General features: G+C 31.1%; 18 protein-coding genes. 12 read left to right on the top strand and 6 right to left on the bottom strand.

The annotated features are described in order from the left end of the window. Nucleotides 1-1,583 precede the first annotated feature (1,583 nt). The 5 genes from Q4Q35_RS08530 to Q4Q35_RS08550 all read right to left on the bottom strand — a co-directional run bounded on the left by Q4Q35_RS08530 (nt 1,584) and on the right by Q4Q35_RS08550 (nt 10,723). Nucleotides 1,584-2,756 (bottom strand): DUF4998 domain-containing protein, encoded by a 1,173-nt coding sequence (locus Q4Q35_RS08530; protein ID WP_303277546.1) that lies wholly within the window; start codon nt 2,754-2,756, stop codon nt 1,584-1,586. Nucleotides 2,757-2,784: 28 nt separating this feature from the next. Then, nucleotides 2,785-3,957 carry a DUF5000 domain-containing lipoprotein gene (locus Q4Q35_RS08535; RefSeq protein ID WP_303277547.1) on the bottom strand — a complete coding sequence of 391 codons (1,173 nt, stop codon included), beginning with the start codon at nt 3,955-3,957 and terminating at the stop codon, nt 2,785-2,787. Between the two features lie 47 nt (nt 3,958-4,004). After that, entirely contained in the window at nt 4,005-5,945 is a 1,941-nt protein-coding gene (locus tag Q4Q35_RS08540) for a RagB/SusD family nutrient uptake outer membrane protein (RefSeq protein WP_303277548.1), read from the bottom strand. 12 nt (nt 5,946-5,957) lie between these two features. Then, nucleotides 5,958-9,347: a SusC/RagA family TonB-linked outer membrane protein gene (locus Q4Q35_RS08545; RefSeq protein WP_303277549.1), complete on the bottom strand. Its 3,390-nt coding sequence runs from the start codon at nt 9,345-9,347 to the stop codon at nt 5,958-5,960. 200 nt (nt 9,348-9,547) lie between these two features. Beyond that, nucleotides 9,548-10,723, bottom strand: a complete 1,176-nt coding sequence (locus tag Q4Q35_RS08550) for a FecR family protein (RefSeq protein WP_303277550.1) — start codon at nt 10,721-10,723, stop codon at nt 9,548-9,550. A gap of 318 nt (nt 10,724-11,041) precedes the next feature. Between Q4Q35_RS08550 and Q4Q35_RS08555 the strand changes: the two genes are divergently transcribed. Then, entirely contained in the window at nt 11,042-11,647 is a 606-nt protein-coding gene (locus Q4Q35_RS08555) for an RNA polymerase sigma factor (protein WP_303277551.1), read from the top strand. A gap of 30 nt (nt 11,648-11,677) precedes the next feature. Here Q4Q35_RS08555 and Q4Q35_RS08560 read toward each other — a convergent pair whose 3' ends face one another. Further along, nucleotides 11,678-12,499 carry a hypothetical protein gene (locus Q4Q35_RS08560; RefSeq protein WP_303277552.1) on the bottom strand — a complete coding sequence of 274 codons (822 nt, stop codon included), beginning with the start codon at nt 12,497-12,499 and terminating at the stop codon, nt 11,678-11,680. A gap of 69 nt (nt 12,500-12,568) precedes the next feature. On the opposite strand from Q4Q35_RS08560, the gene Q4Q35_RS08565 reads away from it, so the two are divergent. The 11 genes from Q4Q35_RS08565 (at nt 12,569) to Q4Q35_RS08610 (ending at nt 23,010) form a co-directional block, all read left to right on the top strand. Next, nucleotides 12,569-13,780 carry a BaiN/RdsA family NAD(P)/FAD-dependent oxidoreductase gene (locus Q4Q35_RS08565; RefSeq protein ID WP_303277553.1) on the top strand — a complete coding sequence of 404 codons (1,212 nt, stop codon included), beginning with the start codon at nt 12,569-12,571 and terminating at the stop codon, nt 13,778-13,780. Nucleotides 13,781-13,957: 177 nt separating this feature from the next. Continuing rightward, complete coding sequence (locus Q4Q35_RS22395) at nt 13,958-14,062, top strand: hypothetical protein (protein WP_367892737.1); 105 nt, start codon at nt 13,958-13,960, stop codon at nt 14,060-14,062. A gap of 34 nt (nt 14,063-14,096) precedes the next feature. Next, nucleotides 14,097-14,633, top strand: a complete 537-nt coding sequence (locus Q4Q35_RS08570; protein WP_303277554.1) for a DUF1697 domain-containing protein — start codon at nt 14,097-14,099, stop codon at nt 14,631-14,633. 3 nt (nt 14,634-14,636) lie between these two features. Then, complete coding sequence (mvaD, locus tag Q4Q35_RS08575; protein WP_303277555.1) at nt 14,637-15,719, top strand: diphosphomevalonate decarboxylase; 1,083 nt, start codon at nt 14,637-14,639, stop codon at nt 15,717-15,719. A 30-nt stretch (nt 15,720-15,749) separates the two neighbouring features. After that, nucleotides 15,750-16,679: a mevalonate kinase family protein gene (locus Q4Q35_RS08580; protein WP_303277556.1), complete on the top strand. Its 930-nt coding sequence runs from the start codon at nt 15,750-15,752 to the stop codon at nt 16,677-16,679. 59 nt (nt 16,680-16,738) lie between these two features. Further along, on the top strand, nt 16,739-17,641 hold the full coding sequence (locus Q4Q35_RS08585) for a geranylgeranylglycerol-phosphate geranylgeranyltransferase (RefSeq protein ID WP_303277557.1): 903 nt from the start codon (nt 16,739-16,741) through the stop codon (nt 17,639-17,641). Between the two features lie 568 nt (nt 17,642-18,209). Further along, the gene (locus Q4Q35_RS08590) at nt 18,210-18,665 is read left to right on the top strand and encodes a hypothetical protein (RefSeq protein ID WP_303277558.1); all 456 of its coding nucleotides are present in this window, start codon (nt 18,210-18,212) and stop codon (nt 18,663-18,665) included. Nucleotides 18,666-18,925: 260 nt separating this feature from the next. Beyond that, nucleotides 18,926-20,503, top strand: coding sequence for a tetratricopeptide repeat-containing sensor histidine kinase (locus Q4Q35_RS08595; RefSeq protein WP_303277559.1), 1,578 nt, complete (start codon nt 18,926-18,928; stop codon nt 20,501-20,503). After that, complete coding sequence (locus Q4Q35_RS08600; RefSeq protein WP_303277560.1) at nt 20,496-21,242, top strand: LytR/AlgR family response regulator transcription factor; 747 nt, start codon at nt 20,496-20,498, stop codon at nt 21,240-21,242. Before Q4Q35_RS08595 ends, Q4Q35_RS08600 begins: the two co-directional genes overlap by 8 nt. Before the next feature lie 370 nt (nt 21,243-21,612). After that, complete coding sequence (locus tag Q4Q35_RS08605) at nt 21,613-22,296, top strand: RhiA family protein (RefSeq protein ID WP_303277561.1); 684 nt, start codon at nt 21,613-21,615, stop codon at nt 22,294-22,296. 72 nt (nt 22,297-22,368) lie between these two features. Next, the gene (locus Q4Q35_RS08610; protein WP_303277562.1) at nt 22,369-23,010 is read left to right on the top strand and encodes a RhiA family protein; all 642 of its coding nucleotides are present in this window, start codon (nt 22,369-22,371) and stop codon (nt 23,008-23,010) included. The last annotated feature ends 255 nt before the right edge of the window (nt 23,011-23,265 follow it).

Consider the following 23,265-nt stretch of genomic DNA (forward strand, 5'->3'; position numbering starts at 1 on the left):
TATGCTGCGCATCTTTACTATTTCCTTTGAAAACGAAAGCAAAAAGGAACGCTGCGCTAGGACATAAATAAATATTGGCACTAAGTACAGCGCGTTCAATTTACCATCAAATTTATCTGCTTAAATAATGGCATTAACCCGCTTCCTTCGTCAGGGGACCCATCCAATTTTTTAATTGAAAATTTGAGACAAATAGTTGCTTTTCGTTTTGGAACCTGCACAAATATTGTTTAATTAAAGTCACATCTTATGGAAACCAAAGTAAAACGCATATTGGAAATCCCTGTGAGAAAACACAAAAAGGGAATTGTAAATGAAAATAACAAAGCAAATAAGTCCTTTTTACTGGTTATCTATATTATGGTTTTTTCGGTTTGAATATTCCAAAGAAGTACACCCAAAAGAAACACAATCCTAAGATTTTTTTTCAATTTAAACTCCCTTAGTTTTTACGTTTCCTTTTTTTAGAACTAACGTTTCTCAAGCTGTATTTCTTCAGATCCCTTTTATTTAAAACCAATTCAATAATTTAACCAATTGGCATCAAATCACGCTTTTTATTATAAAACAATAGAACCTATATTTAGATAAGCCACAAAAAAGGCTTAACGTATGGTCATTTTTGTTGTGATTTAATTTTCCTATTGAACACCTATCAATTACCAATTAAAAAAAAGCATCTGATTGGAACAATCAGGTGGCTCGGAATTTTGACCATCGGGAAAAATGTAGAGCAAGAGGGTAACGGGCTGGCGCCACGTTACGTTTTTTATTTACTCCCTAAAGCCAATGTTTTCAAGGGTTTTACAAGGTTGGGTCAAAAGTGTAAAAAAGGAGATTTGACGCAAAAACGCTCGTAACCCCAATAAACAGGCAATTATTTGCAGCAAAAATTACTAAAAAACACTCAAACGGGATATTCAATCGCCATTTAGGCTATCATTTTAAAAAGCTGAAGATTGCCTTTGTGCTCAAATATCAACCGCTTAAATCTTCATCTTTTTAAAACGTTTTACTGCTGATGAACGTTTTAAAAGTTGGTGGAGGCTGATGGCAGTTAAAAGAGATTCTTTATCTTCAAGGTTGGAAATATTGGAAAGCCTTATTTTAGGTTGAAACTTACAGAAGGGGAGTTTGAAAGGTTTAGAAGAGGATTGTATGATTTTTAATATTATCAAATTATAATTATTCTTAAGCAGAATAAAATTCATTAATATTCATATAATTTGTACCTTTATAACACCAAAGAAGAGCAAATTATATCTTTAAAGTTCTTTTTATGGTTTTAGTGTACAAATAGGTGTGCATTATTGAAAAAACGAATTAAAATACTGTAAAACAGTGTGGTATAAAGTGGTGGTTAGTTCTGCCACCCCGACAAAGTAGTATATCAATTTACAACAAAAGCCTGTTAATTATATTATTAACAGGCTTTTATGATTTTAGCTATATCCAAAGATGCAAAAAAAGACTGTCTTTTTATTGAAAGATCTTCATTTTTTTGACTGAATTATTTAGTTTTTAACTTAGAATTCAGCCTCATGTTTATGCTGATTCCAATGTAATAACGCTATTAATTATTTCTATTTTATTAATTGAATTTTTCCAAGTACCAAATTATCTTCTGGTCCTTCTGTAGCTGTAAATCTTAAATAACGTACCTCTTCTAATAGATCTACTGGATAAATTTGCCCATCATTACTATTTCTATCAAAATCAAAAATACCAAAGTCTGTCCATGTTGCATTGTCTTTACTAACTTCTAATTGGATTTTATCTGGAGCTCTATTATCACCACCATTTTGAAATGTCGTTCTAAAAATTTCAACTGCAGAAAAATATACTTCTTGTTGTAAATCAATTATAACCCAGTGTGGATAGCTAGACCCTCCAGCTAGTGAGTGCCATCGTGTTTCTTGGTTGCCATCTATAAAATTTGCCACAGTGTTATCTGAACCAGTATGTTCTGTTGAAAAGGCTTCTATCTCCCATTCATTGTAATCTAATAAAATCTTTCCAACAGAAATAGTTTCTGAGAAAAACAGATCAATAGCTGTTAAATCGGGCTTTGAAGCTGTGAAATATGTTAAATCTGATTTAAAACCAGGTAGTACAGTTACATTCTCTGCTGCTGGAACTATTTGCGTAACTTCAACATCATTTATATTGGTATACATTAACTCACAAAAGGCAACATTTGTAACATCTAGTGACCAGTTAATAATTAATTCACTACTACTTTCAACAAGTAATACATCGCCACTTATGGCTCTATTAGAGGTTAAACTTTGAAAATCGTCGCCATACACCTGTCCTAGAACTTCATATGGTAGTGATTTATTTCCGTAACTATCAAAATTAACAAATTGAAAAACATATTGCTGCTCATTTAAGTCTTCTATTATTCTATCAAAAACCCCTCTTTGGTTTGCGATATCAACATCTACCGAGTCTGTATAATTATTCCAATAAATACGAGTTGTTTTTATGCTTTCTGTATTAATATGCATATCTAACTTGATTCGTTTATTTCCAGGCCTAACTTCAACAGTATCTACTTTTTCTGCATATACAATCTCTCCTTCATCTAAATAGGGTTGATGCAAATCATTCATTTTAGAGCATGATTGCAAAACTGCTAAAAGAAATACCAGGCATAGTAAACAGGTATTAGATTTTAGTTTCAAATTATTATTTATAACTCGCAGATACTTTTCTTTATGCGAGGGGAACTTAAAATAAGATATTTGTCTCATTATTTTTTTTTAAATAAATTATTAAATTTTAACGATTATCACCAAAAATATCCAGTTCCATAATTTGAAAATTATCTCCACCAGCCCATGATTCTTTAACCAATATCCTAATATATCTTACCTTGGGATTTGACGATAAAAAAGAAAAATCTTCGCCATTTGTAGCTACAAACCTATCATCTTCTGAAATTTGACCAAATGGTAATTCTGATGGTTTTATAGATTCAAAATCTCCTAATAGAGTCCAACTATCCCAATTACCTGTTAAATCAAGGGTTTCAGCACCCCATACTTCAAACCTTTTAAGATTCCCTTCTCCAAAAATATAATTTTCCTTTTCTATACGTTGATACACTTTTATTCGACTTAATCTAACCAAAACCCCTAGGTCTATTGTAATTGATTGAGGCCAAATACCTTGCCCTCCCAATGAAGAATATCCATTTGGACTAGGTGTACCATTCCATATATTTGACATATACCAAGAAGCATGGTTTGGTCCATCTCCAGGTAGCTCTACAGCACTAAACAATGCTTTATCAAGTTCTGTCTCATAAAAAGGTGTTAATACAAATTCTTTTATTGCAGAACGATTCTGCCAACGGTCTTCAATATAGGCTTCAAAATTTCGAGGAATGGTATCTAAGCCATAAATAGAAAACTTACCAGATTTTGATTTTGAATAAAATGTTTCTAGTGGCAGAAGTTCCTCTTCATCAGTTCTTTCTTTAATAACTATTGAAATTTCAGCCTCATTTTCGTTAACCCATGTGGAGGTAATCCCTCCAAAATCTTCAATAATTTCCAGACTGTTAGCAATCGTTATAATTGCTGGCTCCAATGGCTTAATTGTAACTTTAACCCCAGGAGACTCGTTTCTACTACGATCTACAGCAAATAATTCTACCTCATGCTCCTCTATATCTCCATATCCTACTACTTTTAAGGTATCTGCGTACAAGGATGCTTTAGATTCACTTTTTACACCTTCTTTACGGTAATAAACGGCTTTGGTATAAAGAAAATCTTCATCTTTAGGAGGTGTAAACATAATTAAGGCACCACCAGCTATATTTTCTACTTTCGTATTAGTAATGATACCCGGAGGGTCGTTTTCTATTGGTTGTTGACCAATTGTTTCTTGATCGCAAGCATAAATTAATAGACCAAAAAGCATTAATAAAATTATATTATTTTTCATTTTTTTCATTTTTTAAATATGAGTTTAACAAATAATAGGAAACATTATTACCAACCATAATTTTGAATTAAATTTTGATTGACGAATAAGTTTGATTCTTTAATTGGCCAAAAGTAGTCCTTGAGAGAAAATGACAATGGTGTTTGTGGTAAGGTGACCACTTTATAAAACTCTTCATTAGTTTTTCCTTGTATATTCCAACCTCTGGGTTGGTTATTCATAATTTGTATTTGTTTCCAACGTCTGATATCCCAAAAACGTTTTCCTTCAAAAGCCAATTCTATAGCGCGTTCTCTATGAATAATTTCACGCAATCCTTCTTTAGTATCTGGTTTGTTAGGTCTTGTTGAGTGTGCACTCCATGACGCTTTAACACCATCTAAACCTACTCGGGCTCTAATAGCGTCCAAATAAATAAAAGACTCATTATTAGGACCATTAACTTCATTTAATGCTTCTGCATATAATAAATAAAGATCTGCTAAGCGCATAATAGGAAAGGGGTAGAACTCCTCTCCAGCAACTTGAGATGTATGTGGGTTTTTAAAACTATGCATCTTTTTTATTGAATATCCTGTAATTGAATATCCTGCACCTCCTTGATACCCTGAAACTTGCCCATTTAAAAAATCACAATATTTCACATTACGATCTGTATCTGTGAATTGGTAGTACCCATTTCCAAAATAAACACCCTTATCAAAACCTATACTCGCATAAAATCTCGATTCTCGATTAAAATGTAAATTAGCTGTTTGTTCATTTAATTCAATAAGTTTTTCTTCCTCCACTTTGGCTGGTTCATCCCTAACCTTAAACCTATTTCCATACCAAGAATTATTTTGCCAGTCAATATCCTCATCTATAGGAACTCCATTAGATGAATAGTATCTTTCTACCATATTTAAAGTAGGAGAATATTCTGCAGTAGCTCTGTATATAACATTGGGTTCCATTCGTACAAGTCTTGCCTGTGAGCTTCTTGATAGGAAACGATCATTATAATTTGTATTTCCCCAAATGAGCTCTTTATTCCAACGAGCACAGATTGCCTCACGGTATATGGTTTGTTGTTGAAATATAGGGTCTGCATTTAAAACAAAAGGGTCTAATAAATCATAGAGTTCCTTTCCTTGATCGTGGCAAATATCAATAGCCTGCTTACATGCCTCTGCTGCTAAAACCCATTTATTTTCATCATAATTTTGAGGAAATAATTGCGTTCCTTTATTATCTACCATACCACTGTAATCTGGATTACCATTAAAAAGTGGACTTGCTGCATATATTAATACTTCTGCTCGTATGGCCAAAGCTGCCAGCTTATCAACTCTACCAGCCTCAGTACCTTCTACAATGTCTATTGCATTAGGTAAATCTATAGCCGCCTCAGCCATCAAATCTATAATAAAAGTAACAACATCATCTATAGGCTCTCGATACACTTGTACTTCTTCTGAATTGGAATCAATCGATAGGTTTTTATCAATGATTGGAATAGGCCCATAACACTTGAAAAGATAGTAATGGTAAAATGCTTTTAAGAATTTAACCTCAGCGATCCATCTATTTTTCTCATACGCTTCAAGGTCTACTACAGAATCTATGTTTTCTAAAAAAATATTACAATCTCTAATACCTATAAACGCTGATTTCGAAGAGCCTTCGCCATCCCAAGTATTTAAAACAGGGTCTGTAACTGTTTGAAAACCACGAGATATTATTGTGTTGGCCCATACATAACCTCCTCCATTAGTTTCATACCGGTTAAACGTTTCATCAGAAGCCATGGCTGGGTCTTTATCTACACTTCCGATTTCTGGACGGTAGCTATAGCAGGTAAACAAATATTTCTCAGCTTCATTTCTACTTCTAAAGGCATATTCTATGGTTCCCACATTATCTGGTACAACATCTAGATAATCGCTACAGGACACTATGCTAAACAAAGCCATATATCCCAATATTGTTTTATTTAATTTTTTCATTATTTTTTTTATTTAGAATGACATTTGTACACCAAAATTGATAACCTTTTGAATTGGATATGCTAACCCGTTTCCTCCCATTTCTGGATCCCATAACTTGAATCGAGAAAAAGTAAGTAAGTTGATCCCGCTTGCATAAAAACGACATTTTGTTAATTTAGCTTTAGATAATAGTTTTTCTGGTAAAGTGTAACCGATTTCAACAGACTTTAAACGCATAAATGCTGCATTTCTCATAAACCAAGTAGAACGTACTAAGTTATTTTCAATACTAGTTTCAGACAGGCGTGGCCATAAAGCATACACATTACGATTGTCTTCAGACCAGTGATCATCTGCATAAGCTTTTAAGAGGGCATTCTGCTGACTTATAAAAGGAGAGGTTGTATCGGCATCAATAAAAACAGATGTTCTTCCAACACCTTGAAAGAAACCAGATAGATCAAATTTTTTCCAACCTCCAGAAAAGCCAAAACCATAAACAATTTCTGGACTGCTTGGAAATCCGATAGGAACAATGTCTAATTCTGAAATCTTACCATCATTATTTATGTCCTTGTATTTAATATCTCCTGCCATATAATCACCAAACTGTACTGGAGAATTTCTAACTTCTTCTTCATCCACAAAAAGACGTTCTGCTACATAGCCATAATTTTCTGTAAGTGAATTACCAATACGTGATTTCCATGGTTCGTTCTCATATAGCGGTTCTTCATATTTTTCAAATTTACTTGCTGCATATGTAATATTTCCCATAGCTGTTATCCACAAGTCTTTATTAAAAGAATGGTTATAATTAAAAGAAATATCTAGCCCCTTACTTGAAGCTTCACCTACATTCGCTCTAATAGCAGCTTGTAATCCCATTGTTGATGGTATTGCAGCACGATCCATTAATATATTGCTTCTATATTCACTAAATATATCTGCATCAATGGACAACTCTTTCCAAAGTTCTAACTCTAAACCGATATTAATTTTTTTGGATTTCTCCCAAGTAATATTTTCATTAGGATATCTAGAAATTGATACTCCAGGTCTGTAATAGGCATTACCCCATTGGCCATAGGTTCCAAATGCAGCGCTATTATTACCATCATTCAAATTAACATTTGAAAGGTAAAAGAATCTATCTTCTTCACTCCCAATAGCATCGTTTCCTACCAATCCGTAAGTAGCCCTGAATTTAACCTTGCTGAATATATCCTTAATTTTCCCATTCCAAAAGCTCTCGTTAGATAGTATCCACCCTAATCCTGCAGAGGGAAAAAAACCAAATCGTTCTTTTTTCGCAAATCTTTCTGAACCATTATATCCGAAATTTAATTCTGCAAAATAGCGTGAGTCGTAAGCATAAGTTGCACGCCCTGCATAGCCTAAATTTCTATATGGTAAAGACTTTTGAAGATCACCAGCATTAGCAACCACCTGAGACCTCATATTGCTTACTAATAAGGCACTAACAGCATGCTTTTCATTATACGTTTTATTCCAATTTACAGCACTTTCAAAATAAATAGTAGAATTTATATCCTTTCCACCTTCATTATATCCTAAATATTCAGTGCCACTATTTTCATTTAATGCTTCTAATATATAAGTGTCTTCTTTTTTATCATAGCTTAATACCTTATAAAAAAAAGGGTTATAAAACCTGCTTACGTCAAAATTGGAGTAACGATTGGTATTAAATAAACCACGAACGGAAAGCCCTTCTGTTATAAAACTTAAATCTTGTTTTAATTCAAACTGTGCAGAAATTTGAGACGTTGTAGATTCTCTATACCCCTTTGTCATATCAGCATATGGGTTATTAAAACCACCTGTATCTGCATTTCCAAAAAGAATATGTTGTGCTTGTACACGGGCAAAATCTGGCTCAAATGTTGCAGGAAACAGAACAGGGTTTGTCCTCATAACTTTTCTAAAAATTTCGGAGCCACCATCAATTGGTCCAGAATAATCATCAAAAGCCCCTTGCAAACGAATTACTACTTCTGTGGTCTCTGTTATATTAATGTTAACATTCGAACGTAACATATAGCGGTTAAGCTTAATATTATTATTGAAATTATTTTTTTTATCAACTTTTAATATGCCATTATCGACTGAATAACTGCCAGCTACATAATACCTAGCAACTTTTCCACCTCCACTTATATTCATATTTAATCGCCTAGTAATAGCGTTTTTCTTAAATAACATATCATGCCAATCATTAGCGGGATAAACATTCGGGTTTGCCCCAGCAATTGTATTTGCTATTTTTTCTGGAGAATACGGTATAATACCCAATGGATTACGAGTTCTAACAGCCTCGTTATGCAGGTTCATGTATGTGATTGGGTCTGCAAGTTCTACCATATTGGTTGGGCTGGAACTTGCTTGTTCGTACCTAATACTCATTTTTGATTTACCAACAGTCCCTTCCTTAGTAGTCACTAAAATAACACCATTAGCACCACGAGACCCGTAAAGGGATGTTGCCGTAGCATCTTTCATGATTGAAAAACTCGCAACATCATCAGGATGAATACGTGATAGTTCTTCTGTTGTAACTTCATTATTATCGATTAAAATTAATGGGTCCTTTTTATAACCGAAAGTCGTTATACCACGTATGTAAAATTCAGCAGTATTCTGACCAGGCTCACCACTTCTTTGATAGGCAATCATACCAGGAATTCGACCCGCAAAGGAGGTTGTAAGATTACTTGAAGGAACTTTAAGGCTGGCAGGTTTAATTGTTGTTATAGACCCAATAACACTTTCTTTCTTTTGTTTTGAAAAAGCGACAATAGTAACATCTTCAAGCTGACTAATATCAGATTCCATATTAATTACAAACTCTTTTTGCCCTGTGTATGTAATTGTTTTAGTTTTTAATCCTATATACGATACTTTAATTTGGTCACCCGAAGTCAAGTTTACAGAAAACCTGCCATCAAAATCACTTATTGCTCCACCTTTACCCCCTACAATTACAATAGTAGCTCCAGGTAAAGGAGTGCCAAAATCGTCGTAAACGATTCCTGTTACTTTAGTTTCTTGTTTATCAGAAGTATTGCTATTAAATAAAATTTTAGTCTCATTAACTTTTTTCTTTTTTAGAATAATTTGCTTTTTAAAAATTTCGTAAGAAATTTGAGTTTCTGAAAATAATTGGTCCAATATCGTAGAAATACGTTTCTTTCTTTCATTAATTGTTACTACGCTATTTAAATTAATTTCTTGAGTATTTATGAAGAATTTAAATTTGGTAAGAGATTCTATCTTGTTAATAATATCTTCAATACTAGCATTTGTCATATTAATAGTGACTTTAGTCTCTTGAGAATTGACATTATTGGCTTGTATTTGAAATAATGATACAATAATTAAAAATGTAGTTAGTTTCATTTTTAAATCGAATTTCAAGGTGAAAAAAATGTTCCACCTAGAATTAATTGGTTTTTTCATACTTTTGTAAAGTTAAATTTGATGAATTTTTGAGTTCGATCATTTTTATTTTAATCGGGAAATGTTGCTGCATTTTCCGGTTTTTTTAATAGTCTAGTTAACATTAAAGTTTACGTCATAGGCAATTAGTGGTTTTAGGATTAATTAATTATTATTTTGTTATTAATAATTTGATAATCAATACCAAAATTAAGGTTAAAGACTTCCAGCACATCTTCAATATTTTCTATATCGAAAGAAGCCTTAAAGGTACTTTCATCTAAATTATTGTTGTTATTTACTATGACGACATTATAGTGTCTTTCTAATTTTTTACGAATTGTTTTAAAAGGTATATCGTTAAAAATAAGTTTTCCTTTTACCCAAGCTGTGTAAATATTTGTGTCAACATTTTTTACCACAAAATCGCTTTTATTTTTACTCCAAGCCCCCAACTGCCCTGGTGTTAAATAAAAATCTTCTGCATTTGTATTTGCATTATCAGCATCATTTACTTTTACTTTACCATTTACTAATACCGTATTGATGTAAGCGTCTTCTTCGTAAGACGACAGGTTAAATTCGGTGCCTAATACACTAACATTTATCTGTTTTGTATTTACAACAAAAGGGTGGGTTTTATCTTCGGTTACATTAAAATAGGCTTCACCTGTTATAAATACTTTTCTTTCAAGTCCTTTTAAAAAGCGAATGGGGTATTTTAGCGATGAGCCTGCATTTAAATCAACTGTAGTGCCGTCTGATAATTCTATTTGAAATTTTTTACCGTAAGGAATTTTAATGGTATTATACACCAACGCTTCTACATCCATATCACCTTGATAAACAATTTTGTTTCCTTGTTGTTGAGCTACCTTTTGTCCATTTTTATTAATAACAGCTTTGTTATTGGTAGCTTCAATAATTTCTACCTTGCCATCTTCTCGTTGTAAGGTGATAACCTCTTCCTTAATTTTAAGTTTAGGGTACGTTACATTTTGATTGCGTATTTGTGTTTGATATACATAGCCTATACCAATTAAACCAATAAATATGGCAGCATATTTTAAAATAGATAATGCGATGATTTTATTTCTTTTTTGAGCCTTTTCCTCATCTTGATTAATTTGTGCAAGAAAATCCTTGAATGCAGTCTCGGTATCTATATTTGTGAATTTTTTCGATACGATGTATTGAATCTTCACCGATTCTTTAAACGCCTTTTTTATGTCTTCGTTGGAAAATGAATTGATTAAGTAGGATAGTTCTTCTTTATTGGTCTCATTATCAAAATATTTTTGAATAATGATTTCTAACTGTTTAGATTTATATGTCATCTAATTTTATAGTTTATTAGCATTTTATATATGACATAACCTTTTTTAAAATCCCTACACCTTTTTTAATATTTTTTTCTAATATTTGTATTCTACTACTTTAATATTCTAAATTCGAAGTCCCTGATTAATGAATAAAAAAATAACATAACTAATAAAAAATAAACTTTTCTCTGTTGAATACCTCATGGACTCATCCTGAAGATTATTTATTATAATTTACAGGTATTTATTTTGCCAAAGTAAAATGTCAATTATATAAAACACAGAAAATCTTGCTATGACTGAGGGGGATAGTTATATATAATATTAAAAAAATTGTTTAACAACGAAAAAAAAATTGTAGATGAACTAAGGAAGGGTAACAAAAAAGCCTATGAACATATTTACTTAACCTATTTTGACGATCTTGTGTTGTATTGTTTTAATTTAACAGGAAGATTGCCTTTGGCTAAAGATATTGTACAAAACGTTATGCTAAAAATATGGCAAAATAAGCATTCCCTTAATATACATTCATCCCTTAAAAGTTATTTATATCGCTCTGTTTATAATACGTTTGCGACAGCTTATTCTAAAAAAGTAAAAGAAGAAAAAGTACTTTTCGAATACAAAAATGAAACTCTTATTAATATGATTAATTCTGTAAATGATGACACATTTAAAGAAAAACTCAATTTAATAGAACAGGCGATAGAACAATTACCAGAACGCCAAAAAGAAGTATTTTTACTTAATAAAAAAGAAAACTACCGTTATAAAGAAATAGCAAACCAGTTAGGAATTACCGAAAAAACGGTTGAAAAACATATTAGTCGATCTATTGCTAAAATAAAAAAAATCTTAGTGTCTAAAAACACGGGATTTTTTATGTTGATTTTTATGAGAATAAAAAAACAGATAAGGGTATATTCTTGTATTTAAGAAAATATCATGATTAATCTAAAAAGGAAATTATTTTAATTTAAACTCATACAAGTTTCCACCTTCACCATGTGCCTTTTCATCAGTAATATAAACCGTGTTTTTATCTTTAAAACAAATACTTTCTTTTTGCGATTCATATTTAAAATCATATTGTTTAAAGGTACCGTTAAAAAAATTATCTGAAGTAAAGTTAGTAAATACAAAAAATGATTTTTGAGTTAATAATACGACCTGTTTACCACTAGCGCTTATATCTGCAGAAGTTACCCAACAATGTAAATCATTACAAGAACTAAATGTACTAACCAATTCGGCTACGTGATTCCCTTTTTTGGCAGGGATTTTATAGAGATGCGTCTTCCCGAAATCATTCTTTACACGACTTTTAGTAAATAAATATAAGCTGTCGTTATAATGAAAGAAAGCCTCGCAATCAAAATGTAATTTTTTCTTTTTTGGTGGAAATTTTTTCTGATTTGAGTATGTAAAAGAAATACGTTCAATATCAATTTTGCCCGAACCTTTTAAAGCATTTGCGCTCACTTTAAGAATACTTAAATTTTTTCGGTTATTAGTATTATTTCCAAAATCCCCGATATAAAGATGGCCAGCCTTGTCTGATGTTAAATCTTCCCAGTCGTTGTTTTTCGCGTCTATTTTCAACTCTTTTATAATAGTCCCCTTCCTATTTAAGCCATAAATTTTTGAAGCATTCCCACTATCATTGAGCATCCATATTAAATTCGATTTTGGCGTGGTTTCCGTTCCAGAAACTTCGTGCAATATTTTAGGTAAATCTGCAATGACCTGAGCACCATCTCGGTTACATGAAGCTGTTAATAGTATCACTGATAAAAGAAATTTATACATATAGGCTGTCATTATTTATAATGCTAAATTTACACAGTAATTTTTAATATGAAAGAATACGACGTTATAATTGTAGGAGGTGGCGCAGCAGGTTTTTTTGCAGCCATTAATATCGCTGAGCAAAACCAGAATTTAAAAGTAGCTATTTTAGAGCGAGGGAAAGAAGGGTTGCAAAAAGTAAAAATATCTGGAGGCGGTCGTTGTAATGTGACGCATGCGGAATTTATACCTTCCGAATTAGTACAAAATTACCCAAGAGGTGAAAAGGAACTATTAGGGCCTTTTCATCGGTTTATGACAGGCGATACCATGGAATGGTTCGAAAAACGAGGTGTTGCATTAAAAATAGAAGACGATGGTCGTATGTTTCCAGAATCAAATTCGTCTCAAACTATTATTGATTGTTTTTTAAGTGAGGCAAAAAAGAATCATGTTGAGGTGTTGTATAATCATTCCGTAAAATCTATTCAAAAGCAAAAAGATTTATGGGAGTTAGATACTTCTGAAGGCATTTTTAATTCAAAGAAAATATTGATAGCAACAGGAAGTAATCCGAAAATGTGGAAATTGTTAGAAGGTTTAGGTCATTCTATTTCGCAACCAGTACCTTCACTTTTTACGTTCGATATTAATGATGCACGTATCAAAAATATTCCCGGTGTTGTGGCTCAAAATGTAGAAATTAAAGTGGTTGATAGTCATTTAGAATCAGAAGGTCCATTACTTATAACGCATGTTGGAATGAGTGCTCCGGCAATTTTAAAACTCTCTGCATTTGGTGCTTTAGAATTGGCAAAGCGAGATTATAAATTTCAAATTAAAATCAATTTTATAAAACAATCTTTTAAAGATTGTTTAGAAGGCTTAAAGGAATTTAAACAAAATTTAGCAAAAAAAACAGTGTTTAAATTTTCACAATACGAATTGCCAAAAAGGTTATGGCAGCAATTAGTAGTCGCATCAAATATTTCAATACATACTACTTGGGCAGATACAAATAAGCAGCAATTAGATGCTCTAGCGTTACAGTTAACAGAAGCTGTATTTAAAGTGACAGGTAAAAGTACTTTTAAAGAAGAGTTTGTAACAGCAGGTGGTATAGATTTAAAGGAAGTTAACTTTAAAACCTTTGAAAGTAAGCTTCACGAAAATTTGTATTTCGCCGGTGAAATTTTGAATATTGATGCCATTACAGGCGGGTTTAATTTTCAGAATGCATGGACAGGGGCTTATATTGTTGCCCAAAATATTTCAAAGTAATTAGTCTCCTCTAATAAGAAGGGATTAGGGGTGTGTTTTTAATTTATCAAGATGTATAAAAAATTATTACAATCAGAAACTTAAAGAGTTTGCTAGACAGTTACGCAATAATTTGACTAAATTTGAAATAAGGATGTTAAGAAAACAAAACGACTAAATGAAATAGGGGTATACGTATTGCGCTTTTCAGATTATCAAATTATAAATGATATAGATAATGTTATTCGTGCCATTAAAGATTATATTTTAAATTTGAAGAAAGTAATTTTACACTTCTCTTAATCTCTCCTTGTTAGGAGGAACAATTACATTTAATATGAAAACATACATAGCACTTTTAAGAGGTATTAATGTTAGTGGACACAGGAAAGTTCCGATGGCAGTGTTGAGAACATTACTCTCTGATGCGGGGCTAGAACATGTACAAACTTATATTCAAAGTGGAAATGTGATTTTTAAATCACAAGAAAAAGATATTCAGAAATTAGAATTGAAAATACATAACGCTATAAAAGTACACTTTGGTTTTGAAGTGCCGATTCTTGTTAAAACTCCAGAAGATTTACAGCGTATTTTCGATAATTGTCCGTTTCCTGAGGAAAATAAAATAAACAGTTATTTTACACTATTATATACAGTTCCAGATAAAGAATTGATTGATGTTGTTGCAAAAATAACGTATCCAAATGAAACGTTTGCTATCACTCATGAGTGCGTTTATTTCTATTGCTCTATAGGTTATGGAAAAACTAAATGCAGTAATAATTTTTTTGAACGTAAACTAAAAATAACAGCAACTGCAAGAAATTATAAAACTATGGTAAAGTTGTTATCTTTGTCGCAAGATATATAATGAATGACAGCACAGAACTTTACCCCAAAACCCTATACTAAATCTGTTGAAAACGGAAGCTTTACATGGTCTTCGCCAAGTAATATAGCTTTAGTTAAATATTGGGGCAAAAAAGAACATCAGATTCCAGAAAACCCATCCATTAGTTTTACACTCGATAATTGTAAAACGACCACTACTTTGAGTTTTGTTAAAAAGAAAAATGAGGATAAAGAATATTCTTTTGATGTCTATTTAGACGGTGAAAAAAAAGACGACTTTAAACCAAAAATTGAAACTTTCTTTAAACGTATTGAAGGCTATCTTCCTTTTTTAAAAGAGTATTATTTTAAAATTGAAACATCAAATACCTTTCCACATAGTTCAGGAATTGCATCATCCGCATCTGGAATGAGTGCATTGGCTTTATGTTTGTTGAGTGTAGAAAGCGAATTAAGCTCAGAGATTGACGATGTCTTTTTTATTCAAAAGGCCTCTTTTCTAGCACGTTTGGGGTCGGGAAGTGCATGTAGAAGTTTGGTAGGCGATTTGGTAGTTTGGGGAAAACATGAAGCGATAGATGGAAGTTCAGATTTATTGGGAGTAAAGTACCCCTATGAAGTGCATCAAAACTTCAAAAACTATCAGGACACAATTTTATTGGTAGACAAAGGAGAAAAACAAGTAAGTAGTACCATAGGTCATAATTTAATGAATGGGCATCCGTTTGCACAAGAACGTTTTAAACAAGCTCATAAAAACCTATCGAGCTTAATAAACGTATTTAAAGAAGGTGATTTAGATACTTTTATAGAAATTGTTGAAAGTGAAGCATTAACGCTTCATGCCATGATGATGACCAGTATACCATATTTTATTTTAATGAAACCTAACACCTTAGAAATAATTAATAAGATTTGGAGCTTTAGAGAAAAAACAGGTTCAAAAGTCTGTTTTACTTTAGACGCAGGAGCTAATGTACATGTGTTATACCCAGAAAATGAAAGTGAACAAGTTTGTGAATTCATTAATAACGAGTTAGTTGCATATTGCCAAAATGGACATTATATTAGTGATAGAATTGGTTTTGGAGCCAAACTGTTGTAAATTTGCATAACCAAATCAAAATAGTGTTAAATGAAAGGACCTCTTTTTTACTCGAAAATATTACTCTTTGGTGAGTATGGAATCATTAAAGATTCCAAAGGGTTGTCAATTCCATACAATTTTTACAAAGGTGCGTTAAAGACGGATGAAAACCCTTCTAAAAGTGCTATAGAATCTAACGAAAGCTTAAAACGCTTTGTGAGTTATTTAGAAAATATTAAGCCTGAGTTAGTAAGTTTTGATATTGCTTTATTAAAACAACATGTAGAAGCAGGTATGTACTTTGATTCATCCATTCCGCAAGGATATGGAGTTGGTAGTAGTGGCGCATTGGTTGCAGCAATTTACGATAAATATGCCCAAGATAAAATTACGGTTTTAGAAAATTTAACCAGAGAGAAACTTTTAAAATTAAAAGCCATTTTCTCTGAAATGGAATCGTTTTTTCATGGAAAATCTTCTGGACTAGATCCATTAAATAGTTATTTAAGCATTCCAATTCTTATAAAATCTAAAGATAATATTGAAGCAACAGGCATCCCTTCACAAAAAAGCGAAGGTAAAAGCGCTGTGTTTTTATTAGATAGTGGAATTATTGGAGAAACGGCGCCTATGGTGAGTATTTTTATGGAAAATATGAAACAAGAAGGTTTTCGTAGCATGCTTAAAGACCAATTTATTAAGCATACAGATGCCTGTATTGATGATTTTTTAAATGGAAATATTAAATCATTATTTAAGAATACAAAGCGTTTGTCGAAAGTAGTTTTAAACCATTTTAAGCCCATGATTCCACAACAATTTCATGAGCTTTGGAAAAAAGGTATAGAAACAAACGAATACTATTTAAAGCTTTGTGGCTCTGGTGGCGGTGGTTATATTCTTGGATTTACCGAAGATATTGAGAGAGCAAAACAATCGCTTAGTGACTATAAATTAGAAGTCGTTTATAACTTCTAAACTTCATAATACATGTTGTCTCCCTGAATTTTTTCAGGATCCCAATAAATTTTTTTCAGATGTTAACTAGAAAACAAAAACATATTTTACTCAAGTTTTTTAGCTTATTTTCTGTTGTAAGAGGTTACAATATTTTAATTATTGTTATAGCACAATATTTAGCTTCTATTTATATTTTGGCGCATAACAAACCGTTAAAACAAGTCGTTTTCGATCTCAATTTATTTATGATTGTTTTAACTTCTGCAGCAACTATAGCAGGAGGGTATATTATAAATAATTTTTACGATTCGGAGAAAGATTTAATCAATAGACCCATTAAATCCCGATTAGACAGATTAGTGAGTCAAAATACAAAACTCTCTTTTTATTTTGTCTTAAACTTTTTGGCAGTAATAATGGCTAGTTACGTATCTTTTCTGGCAGTTATTTTCTTTTCCATTTACATTTTTGCCATTTGGTTTTATTCTCATAAATTAAAAAAAGTATCGTTTGTTGGAAATCTAACATCGGCCATCTTAACCATTACACCATTTTTTGCGGTTTTTATGTATTACAAGAATTTCGAAACGGTCATTTTTGTACATGCGATGTTTTTGTTTTTAATTATTTCTAAGAGAGAGCTCACTAAAGATTTAGAAAATATAAAAGGCGATTTAGTACAGGACTATAAAACCATTCCAATTATTTATGGCGAAAAAGCGTCTAAATTAATGTTAACCATTTTATCTGTTTTAACTTTAATTCCAACTTATTTGTTGTTGTTTAAGTATGAAGTAGGGCATATGTATTTGTACTTTTATTTGAGTACATTATTATTACTGGGATTTCAGATATTACTTTGGAAGTCTAAAACAAAAACACACTATCTAACACTTCATAATATATTAAAATTCATTATTGTGTTAGGGGTCTTTAGTATTTTGTTAATTGATGTTACCATCGTTTTAAATAGAATTTAACACTACTCAATATCTAACCAACCAAATCCTTTAAATTTCTTTTTAATAATATTTCTTATATAATGTTATTAAGCAATATTGCTAAACATAATTGTGTAAATACAGTACAAAAATGTGCACATTTTATGGTTAGAGAGTCACATTTGTTTGTTGTACTTCTTAGTATCAGGTATAAACCAAAAAATATCTTTATAGAAGACCTACCCCGTTAAAATCGATTCTTTTTTGATATAAAAAACTACTCACATTAAAATAAATTAGCTATATTCGTACATATAGTAAGTAATTATATACGTATTGTGATGTTTATAATGATTTGTATTAACAGATTATTTGGAGTTTTGTTATTAAATGATGGCTTTTGTATTTTGTAATAACAGTACTAACTAGATAATAAAAAAGGCAAAATAAGAAAGAAGCAAGCATGTTGGTTTTATAGCTAATTATAAAAAGTACAATGTGCAAAATGCAATATATAAAATGATTGTTTTGTAAAACTTATTAGTCTCTTATAGGAAAAATTAAAAAGTAATATTTAAAATAAATTTTAATTTAAAACTACTCAATTATGAATCTAACAAAATCAAAAAATGTATTGAATAAGCCACCGGGGAACTTAATAAAAGAAACTTCGGTTACATTAAGCGGAGAGATATTCTTTTTGAATAAAAGTTCAAAAACGCCGTTACCTCCTTTGGTAGAATCATATATAACTAGAAACAAAGAAATTCAAGTTGATGTTATAGTTTTTATTGATTCATTATTTTCAACACCAGATTTTAATGTATATCAGCTTTATTGTATAAATAATTCGGGAGAACCAAAACTCCAATTTTTTATAGATTATGATTTAAAAGAGACAACTGCTAATGATTTTAATGCGTATCAAATTACATTTACAGTTTCGAAAGAAGGGATACCAGCCGGAGTAAAATTAAAAGATATAAAAACCATTGAAGCTTTTTCGTGGAATATAGACCCTGTAACATCCAGAGGAACAGAAACAACAGTGCAATCCAACTAAATGAAATAACAATAATTAAAAAGAGTTTTGCGAATTCAACTATTCGTGAAACTTTTTTTATTAATATTTATGATGATTAACTTTCAATTAGTAAAGATATAATGATTGAAATTAAATTATTTATAATTTCCTTACTGCATTTTACACCTCCACTTTTATCTAAAAAACAGCCTGACGAAAATTTATTAAATATTGAGATAAAGAAAAAAATTAAAGAATTTAATTCTGAAGTTAATTTCTGTAAAGCGTCTTTATATTTTATGAAAAAAAATTGGGATTCCACTTTAGTATATTCAATGAAACAATTGAGTACTACTAATAATAAAGACCTTATAGACTATTGCTATTATTTTAGGGGAATTAGTTTTAAGCAAAAAAAACTCTTAAATGAGGCTAAAAAAGAGCTAAATACAATTTCTAATAATTTTTTATTTTATTATAAAGTAAGATTGTCTTTAGGAGAAATATTATTAGATCAAAATGAATTTAAAAATGCGATTAGCTATTTCCAAGAAATAGAAAAATTACCTGAGGATGTTGATTTTGGTTTTAAAAGGAGTACTGTTTTACATAATTTAGGAATTAGTTACTTACATCTTAACCAATTTGATAAAGCAGAAACGTACCTGCTTAAAAGTTCTGAACTCCAATTATTAAATAAAGATACTATAGATTTAATAGGTTCTTATGCAGACATAGCTAACCTGTATTATGTGCAATATAAAGATAAGCAAGCCATTCCTTATTTTGAAAAAGCGTATCGTTTATCAAAAACAATCAGCGATTTTGAGTTAAAAAGAAAAGCAGCTCTAAATATGGCAGTAGTGGAAGAAAATAGGAAGAATTTTCTAGCGGCACTAACTTATAGAAAAGAATACGAACAATGGAAGGACTCTTTAAATGATCAAAATAAGGTATGGGAAATAGCTCAATTTGAAAAGAAACATGCAATCAGTCAAAAGCAAAAAGAAATTAGTTTACTGGAAATCGAAAACAAACTTAAAGTAGCAGAAATGAACGGACTCTTTTATTCTTCTATTTTGTTGTCGTTATTATTAGGAGTAGGAATTTATTTTTATGAGCAAAAAGTAAAAAGCAATAAAATTATACTAGCTCAAAAAACAGAATTAAACAAACTTAACACGACGAAAGATAAGTTGTTTTCGGTAGTGAGTCATGATTTACGTTCGGCTGTCAATGCATTAAAAGTAAGTAACACGAAATTATCAGAAAACTTAGAGACTAAAAACATAGAAAACTTAGAAAAACTTTTACAAAACAACAGCGCTATAGCAAATGGCACTTATAATTTATTAGATAACCTGCTACATTGGGCTTCACTGCAAACCAATCAATCTTTTTTTAATAAAGAATCTATGCGCTTGTTTTTTATTATAGAACAAATAGCATATAACTACAAACCATTAATGTTTGATAAAAATATTCACTTTGAAAATAAGGTTTCAAAAAATGATTGGGTTTATGCAGATCAAGAATCTTTAAAAATTATTCTTAGAAACTTGTTAGACAATGCTATAAAGTTTTCTAACCAAAATGGTTTAATAACATTGTATACTCTAAACAGAGATGAAGCTTATTGCGATTTGGTAATTGAAGACAACGGGTTAGGAATGAGCGAAACCAAACGTCAAGAGCTTCTAAAAGAAACGATGTTACTTTCTAAGAAAAAAAACGAAGATGTTATAGGAACAGGGTTGGGGCTGCAATTATGCAAATCGATGATTAAAAAAAATGAAGGTAGGTTTATGATTGAAAGTAAAGAAGGTAAAGGAACAAAAATAATTGTATCACTCCATAAAAATCAAAAAAATGGATAATGTAAACGTATTGGTTGTAGAAGATACTCCCACCGATAGCGATGCACTAGGGGAATTACTTTTAACAAATGAATATAATTTAGTTGGAGTAGCAAGCACCTATGCAGAAGCTTTGTCTTTGTTTTATAAAAATAAAGTAGATATTGTTATTATTGATGTGTTTTTAAATGGCAATGCAGAAGGAATTACCTTTGCAGAAACCATTAGCGTTGTTCCCAATAAGTCAAAACCATTTGTGTTTTTAACCAATTCACAAGATCGCCAAATATTTGAAAGAGCAAAACTCACACATCCTTTTAGTTTTTTATTAAAACCCTTTAATGAATTGGAAATATTGTACGCTATTGAAATGGCTGTTGAAAAATTTAATAATCAAACAGATGTTTTTTTAAGTGAAGAGCAAGATACAGTAATAACCAATGAATACTTATTTGTTAAAAAAGGAAGAGCTTTAAAAAAAGTACTTATTTCAGAAATCGTTTATATAGAGGTAGAAGAACGCTATTGCAATATAATAACAGAAAAAGAAAAATTTGTAATACTAATATCCTTAACTAAAATTTTAAAAACTTTAGATACCACAAAGTTTTGTAGAACACATAGAAATTATATTGTAAATATTGAAAAAATAGTTGAAATAATACCCGCAGATAATCTAATTATATTAACCGGAAATCGTAAAGCAATACTTAGCGATAAATACAAAGACTTCATAAAGAAAATTCAAGTTTTAAGGTAGTTTTTTGTTAAAATAAATAAAAAAGAACCCCTTCCTTTTCTCTTATGTCATTTTTTCCTGCTCTCATACAAAAGAATCTTCATCTTATACCTTTTTTTTACTTTAAGGGCTACTCCTATTGTAATTTTAGAATAGAATAAAAGAAAGCTAGCAGAATTTATTTCCAACCTAGTTTCTAATAAATTTTTCTATGTACGGCTTACATGCATTTACATAATTATAATGCTTGCCTAATGAGATTTATTATTTAGAAACAATGTATTACAAAGTGGAGCAGACCCCACTTAAATAAACGAATCTTCCTGCAGAGATAAATTGTAGGGGCGGAATCTGAAAAGCCTTATGAGTAAGAAATTTAAATAAATTTATTATGAATCATTTAAGAATGAGCTTTGCTAATGAATCAAGTACTGGAACACCCTATAAATTAGTGTGTAAAAATAATTCATCAGTGCCATGGGTGTTTTATGTATATCAAACTATGCCTTCGCAACCATCTGATATTTATTCATTAGCTTGGTTTGCTTCTCCATATAAGATATCTCCAGGTTCTTCAATAACATTTGAGTGGAGTATTGATTATTCTTTTGTTTGGGGAAATACAGGCACGATAAAACCTGGAATTACCTATGATGCTAGTGGTCTTAAAGATTGTGACCCAAATGGAGCAAATATGACAACATTTAGTACAGATGATAATGCGCCACAACTTAGTGATCCTGTTACAGGAGGACAAGCGGGAAGTTTAACTATAAATGAAGCTGCAAATGTACCTAACAGTACTTACTCTACAGGAATAGGAATGTCTGGTCAAGGTTCTTTTGTACAACAAGCATTAACAAATGCAACTCAAGTATATACACCAGAACCAAAATATTGGATTGCAGCTGCCACTCAAACACAAATGGGAGAGGTCTTAGCTCAAAATATTGCTGGATCTGAAGAAGTAAAGTTCACTACAAATGTTTATACATTATATGCAACATTGGGAGATGATCAAAAATGGACAGTTAGCCCAAACCCAGTTTTAAATGAAGCACTTGTAGATTATTAAGCAGCTTTGTTTTTTAAAATAATACCTATGAGGCGAGTTTGTTAGGACTCGCCTCATTTATACCATGTAATTATGATTTTAGACTTTTCAAATGAAAACACCATTCAATATTCTTTAAAGTGTGTTAACAATTCAGAGAATAGCTGGTACTTTTATATTTATCAAAAAATGTCTAACCAATCAGATAATGATATTTACTCATTAGTCTGGATGATAAGCCCTTATAAGATCGGCTTACAGTCTTTTATAACATTTACATGGTCTTTGAATGATTCTTTTTGGTGGTTAAATACTGGAAAGTTACAAGCGGACGTGATCCCTAAATCAGGAGGTAGTGTATCAGCAAGTTTAACCTCAAATAACAGTACAACTTTTAATATTGAAAACAATACGCCTCAGTTTTCAACTCCAGTTTCGGGTACGCCATCCGATGCGTTTTTAATTATGGGAGGGAATAACATACCCAATTTTACTTTTTCTACGGGTATAGGCATGTCGAATTTCGCAACTTGTATAAAACAAACCTATGTAAACACGTCGCAGGAGTTTGATTCCAATACAACCTATTGGGTAGCAGCAACTACATCTCAAAAACAAGTGTCAGAAACACTTAGCCTAACCAATATTTCTAATACAGAAACATTTTCATTTCCCTTAAATACATATAACCTAACGGCCACTTTAGGAGAAGACAACATATGGAGTATTAAATGACTTTACTATAATAAATGTAATTCTAAAAGATAAAAACAAATGAATACTAATGATATTTTAAATAATGATGACCTTTTGTATGCTATGCAACAAAGGAACTTAGTATATAACTATAACCCGTTGTGCATTTAGAAAAAGTTGTGCAAACTACTAAATAGCAGTAAATTGTAGTTACGACACAACAATTAGCGATGCACAACTTTAAAGCAAATTACGATAAAATATTAGAGGTTTTAAAAGGATTAGGTACAAAAT

The organism is Flavivirga aquimarina (genome assembly GCF_030540835.1).
Taxonomy (GTDB): Bacteria; Bacteroidota; Bacteroidia; order Flavobacteriales; family Flavobacteriaceae; genus Flavivirga; species Flavivirga aquimarina.

Coding starts and splice junctions, on each gene's coding strand:
- Q4Q35_RS08545 (WP_303277549.1), bottom strand. CDS start 9,347: ATGAAACTAACTACATTTTTAATTATTGTATCATTATTTCAAATACAA.
- Q4Q35_RS08605 (WP_303277561.1), top strand. CDS start 21,613: ATGAATCATTTAAGAATGAGCTTTGCTAATGAATCAAGTACTGGAACA.
- Q4Q35_RS08600 (WP_303277560.1), top strand. CDS start 20,496: ATGGATAATGTAAACGTATTGGTTGTAGAAGATACTCCCACCGATAGC.
- Q4Q35_RS08550 (WP_303277550.1), bottom strand. CDS start 10,723: ATGACATATAAATCTAAACAGTTAGAAATCATTATTCAAAAATATTTT.
- Q4Q35_RS08610 (WP_303277562.1), top strand. CDS start 22,369: ATGATTTTAGACTTTTCAAATGAAAACACCATTCAATATTCTTTAAAG.
- Q4Q35_RS08565 (WP_303277553.1), top strand. CDS start 12,569: ATGAAAGAATACGACGTTATAATTGTAGGAGGTGGCGCAGCAGGTTTT.
- Q4Q35_RS08590 (WP_303277558.1), top strand. CDS start 18,210: ATGAATCTAACAAAATCAAAAAATGTATTGAATAAGCCACCGGGGAAC.
- mvaD (WP_303277555.1), top strand. CDS start 14,637: ATGACAGCACAGAACTTTACCCCAAAACCCTATACTAAATCTGTTGAA.
- Q4Q35_RS08570 (WP_303277554.1), top strand. CDS start 14,097: ATGAAAACATACATAGCACTTTTAAGAGGTATTAATGTTAGTGGACAC.
- Q4Q35_RS08530 (WP_303277546.1), bottom strand. CDS start 2,756: ATGAGACAAATATCTTATTTTAAGTTCCCCTCGCATAAAGAAAAGTAT.
- Q4Q35_RS08580 (WP_303277556.1), top strand. CDS start 15,750: ATGAAAGGACCTCTTTTTTACTCGAAAATATTACTCTTTGGTGAGTAT.
- Q4Q35_RS08585 (WP_303277557.1), top strand. CDS start 16,739: ATGTTAACTAGAAAACAAAAACATATTTTACTCAAGTTTTTTAGCTTA.
- Q4Q35_RS08540 (WP_303277548.1), bottom strand. CDS start 5,945: ATGAAAAAATTAAATAAAACAATATTGGGATATATGGCTTTGTTTAGC.
- Q4Q35_RS08595 (WP_303277559.1), top strand. CDS start 18,926: ATGAAAAAAAATTGGGATTCCACTTTAGTATATTCAATGAAACAATTG.
- Q4Q35_RS08535 (WP_303277547.1), bottom strand. CDS start 3,957: ATGAAAAATAATATAATTTTATTAATGCTTTTTGGTCTATTAATTTAT.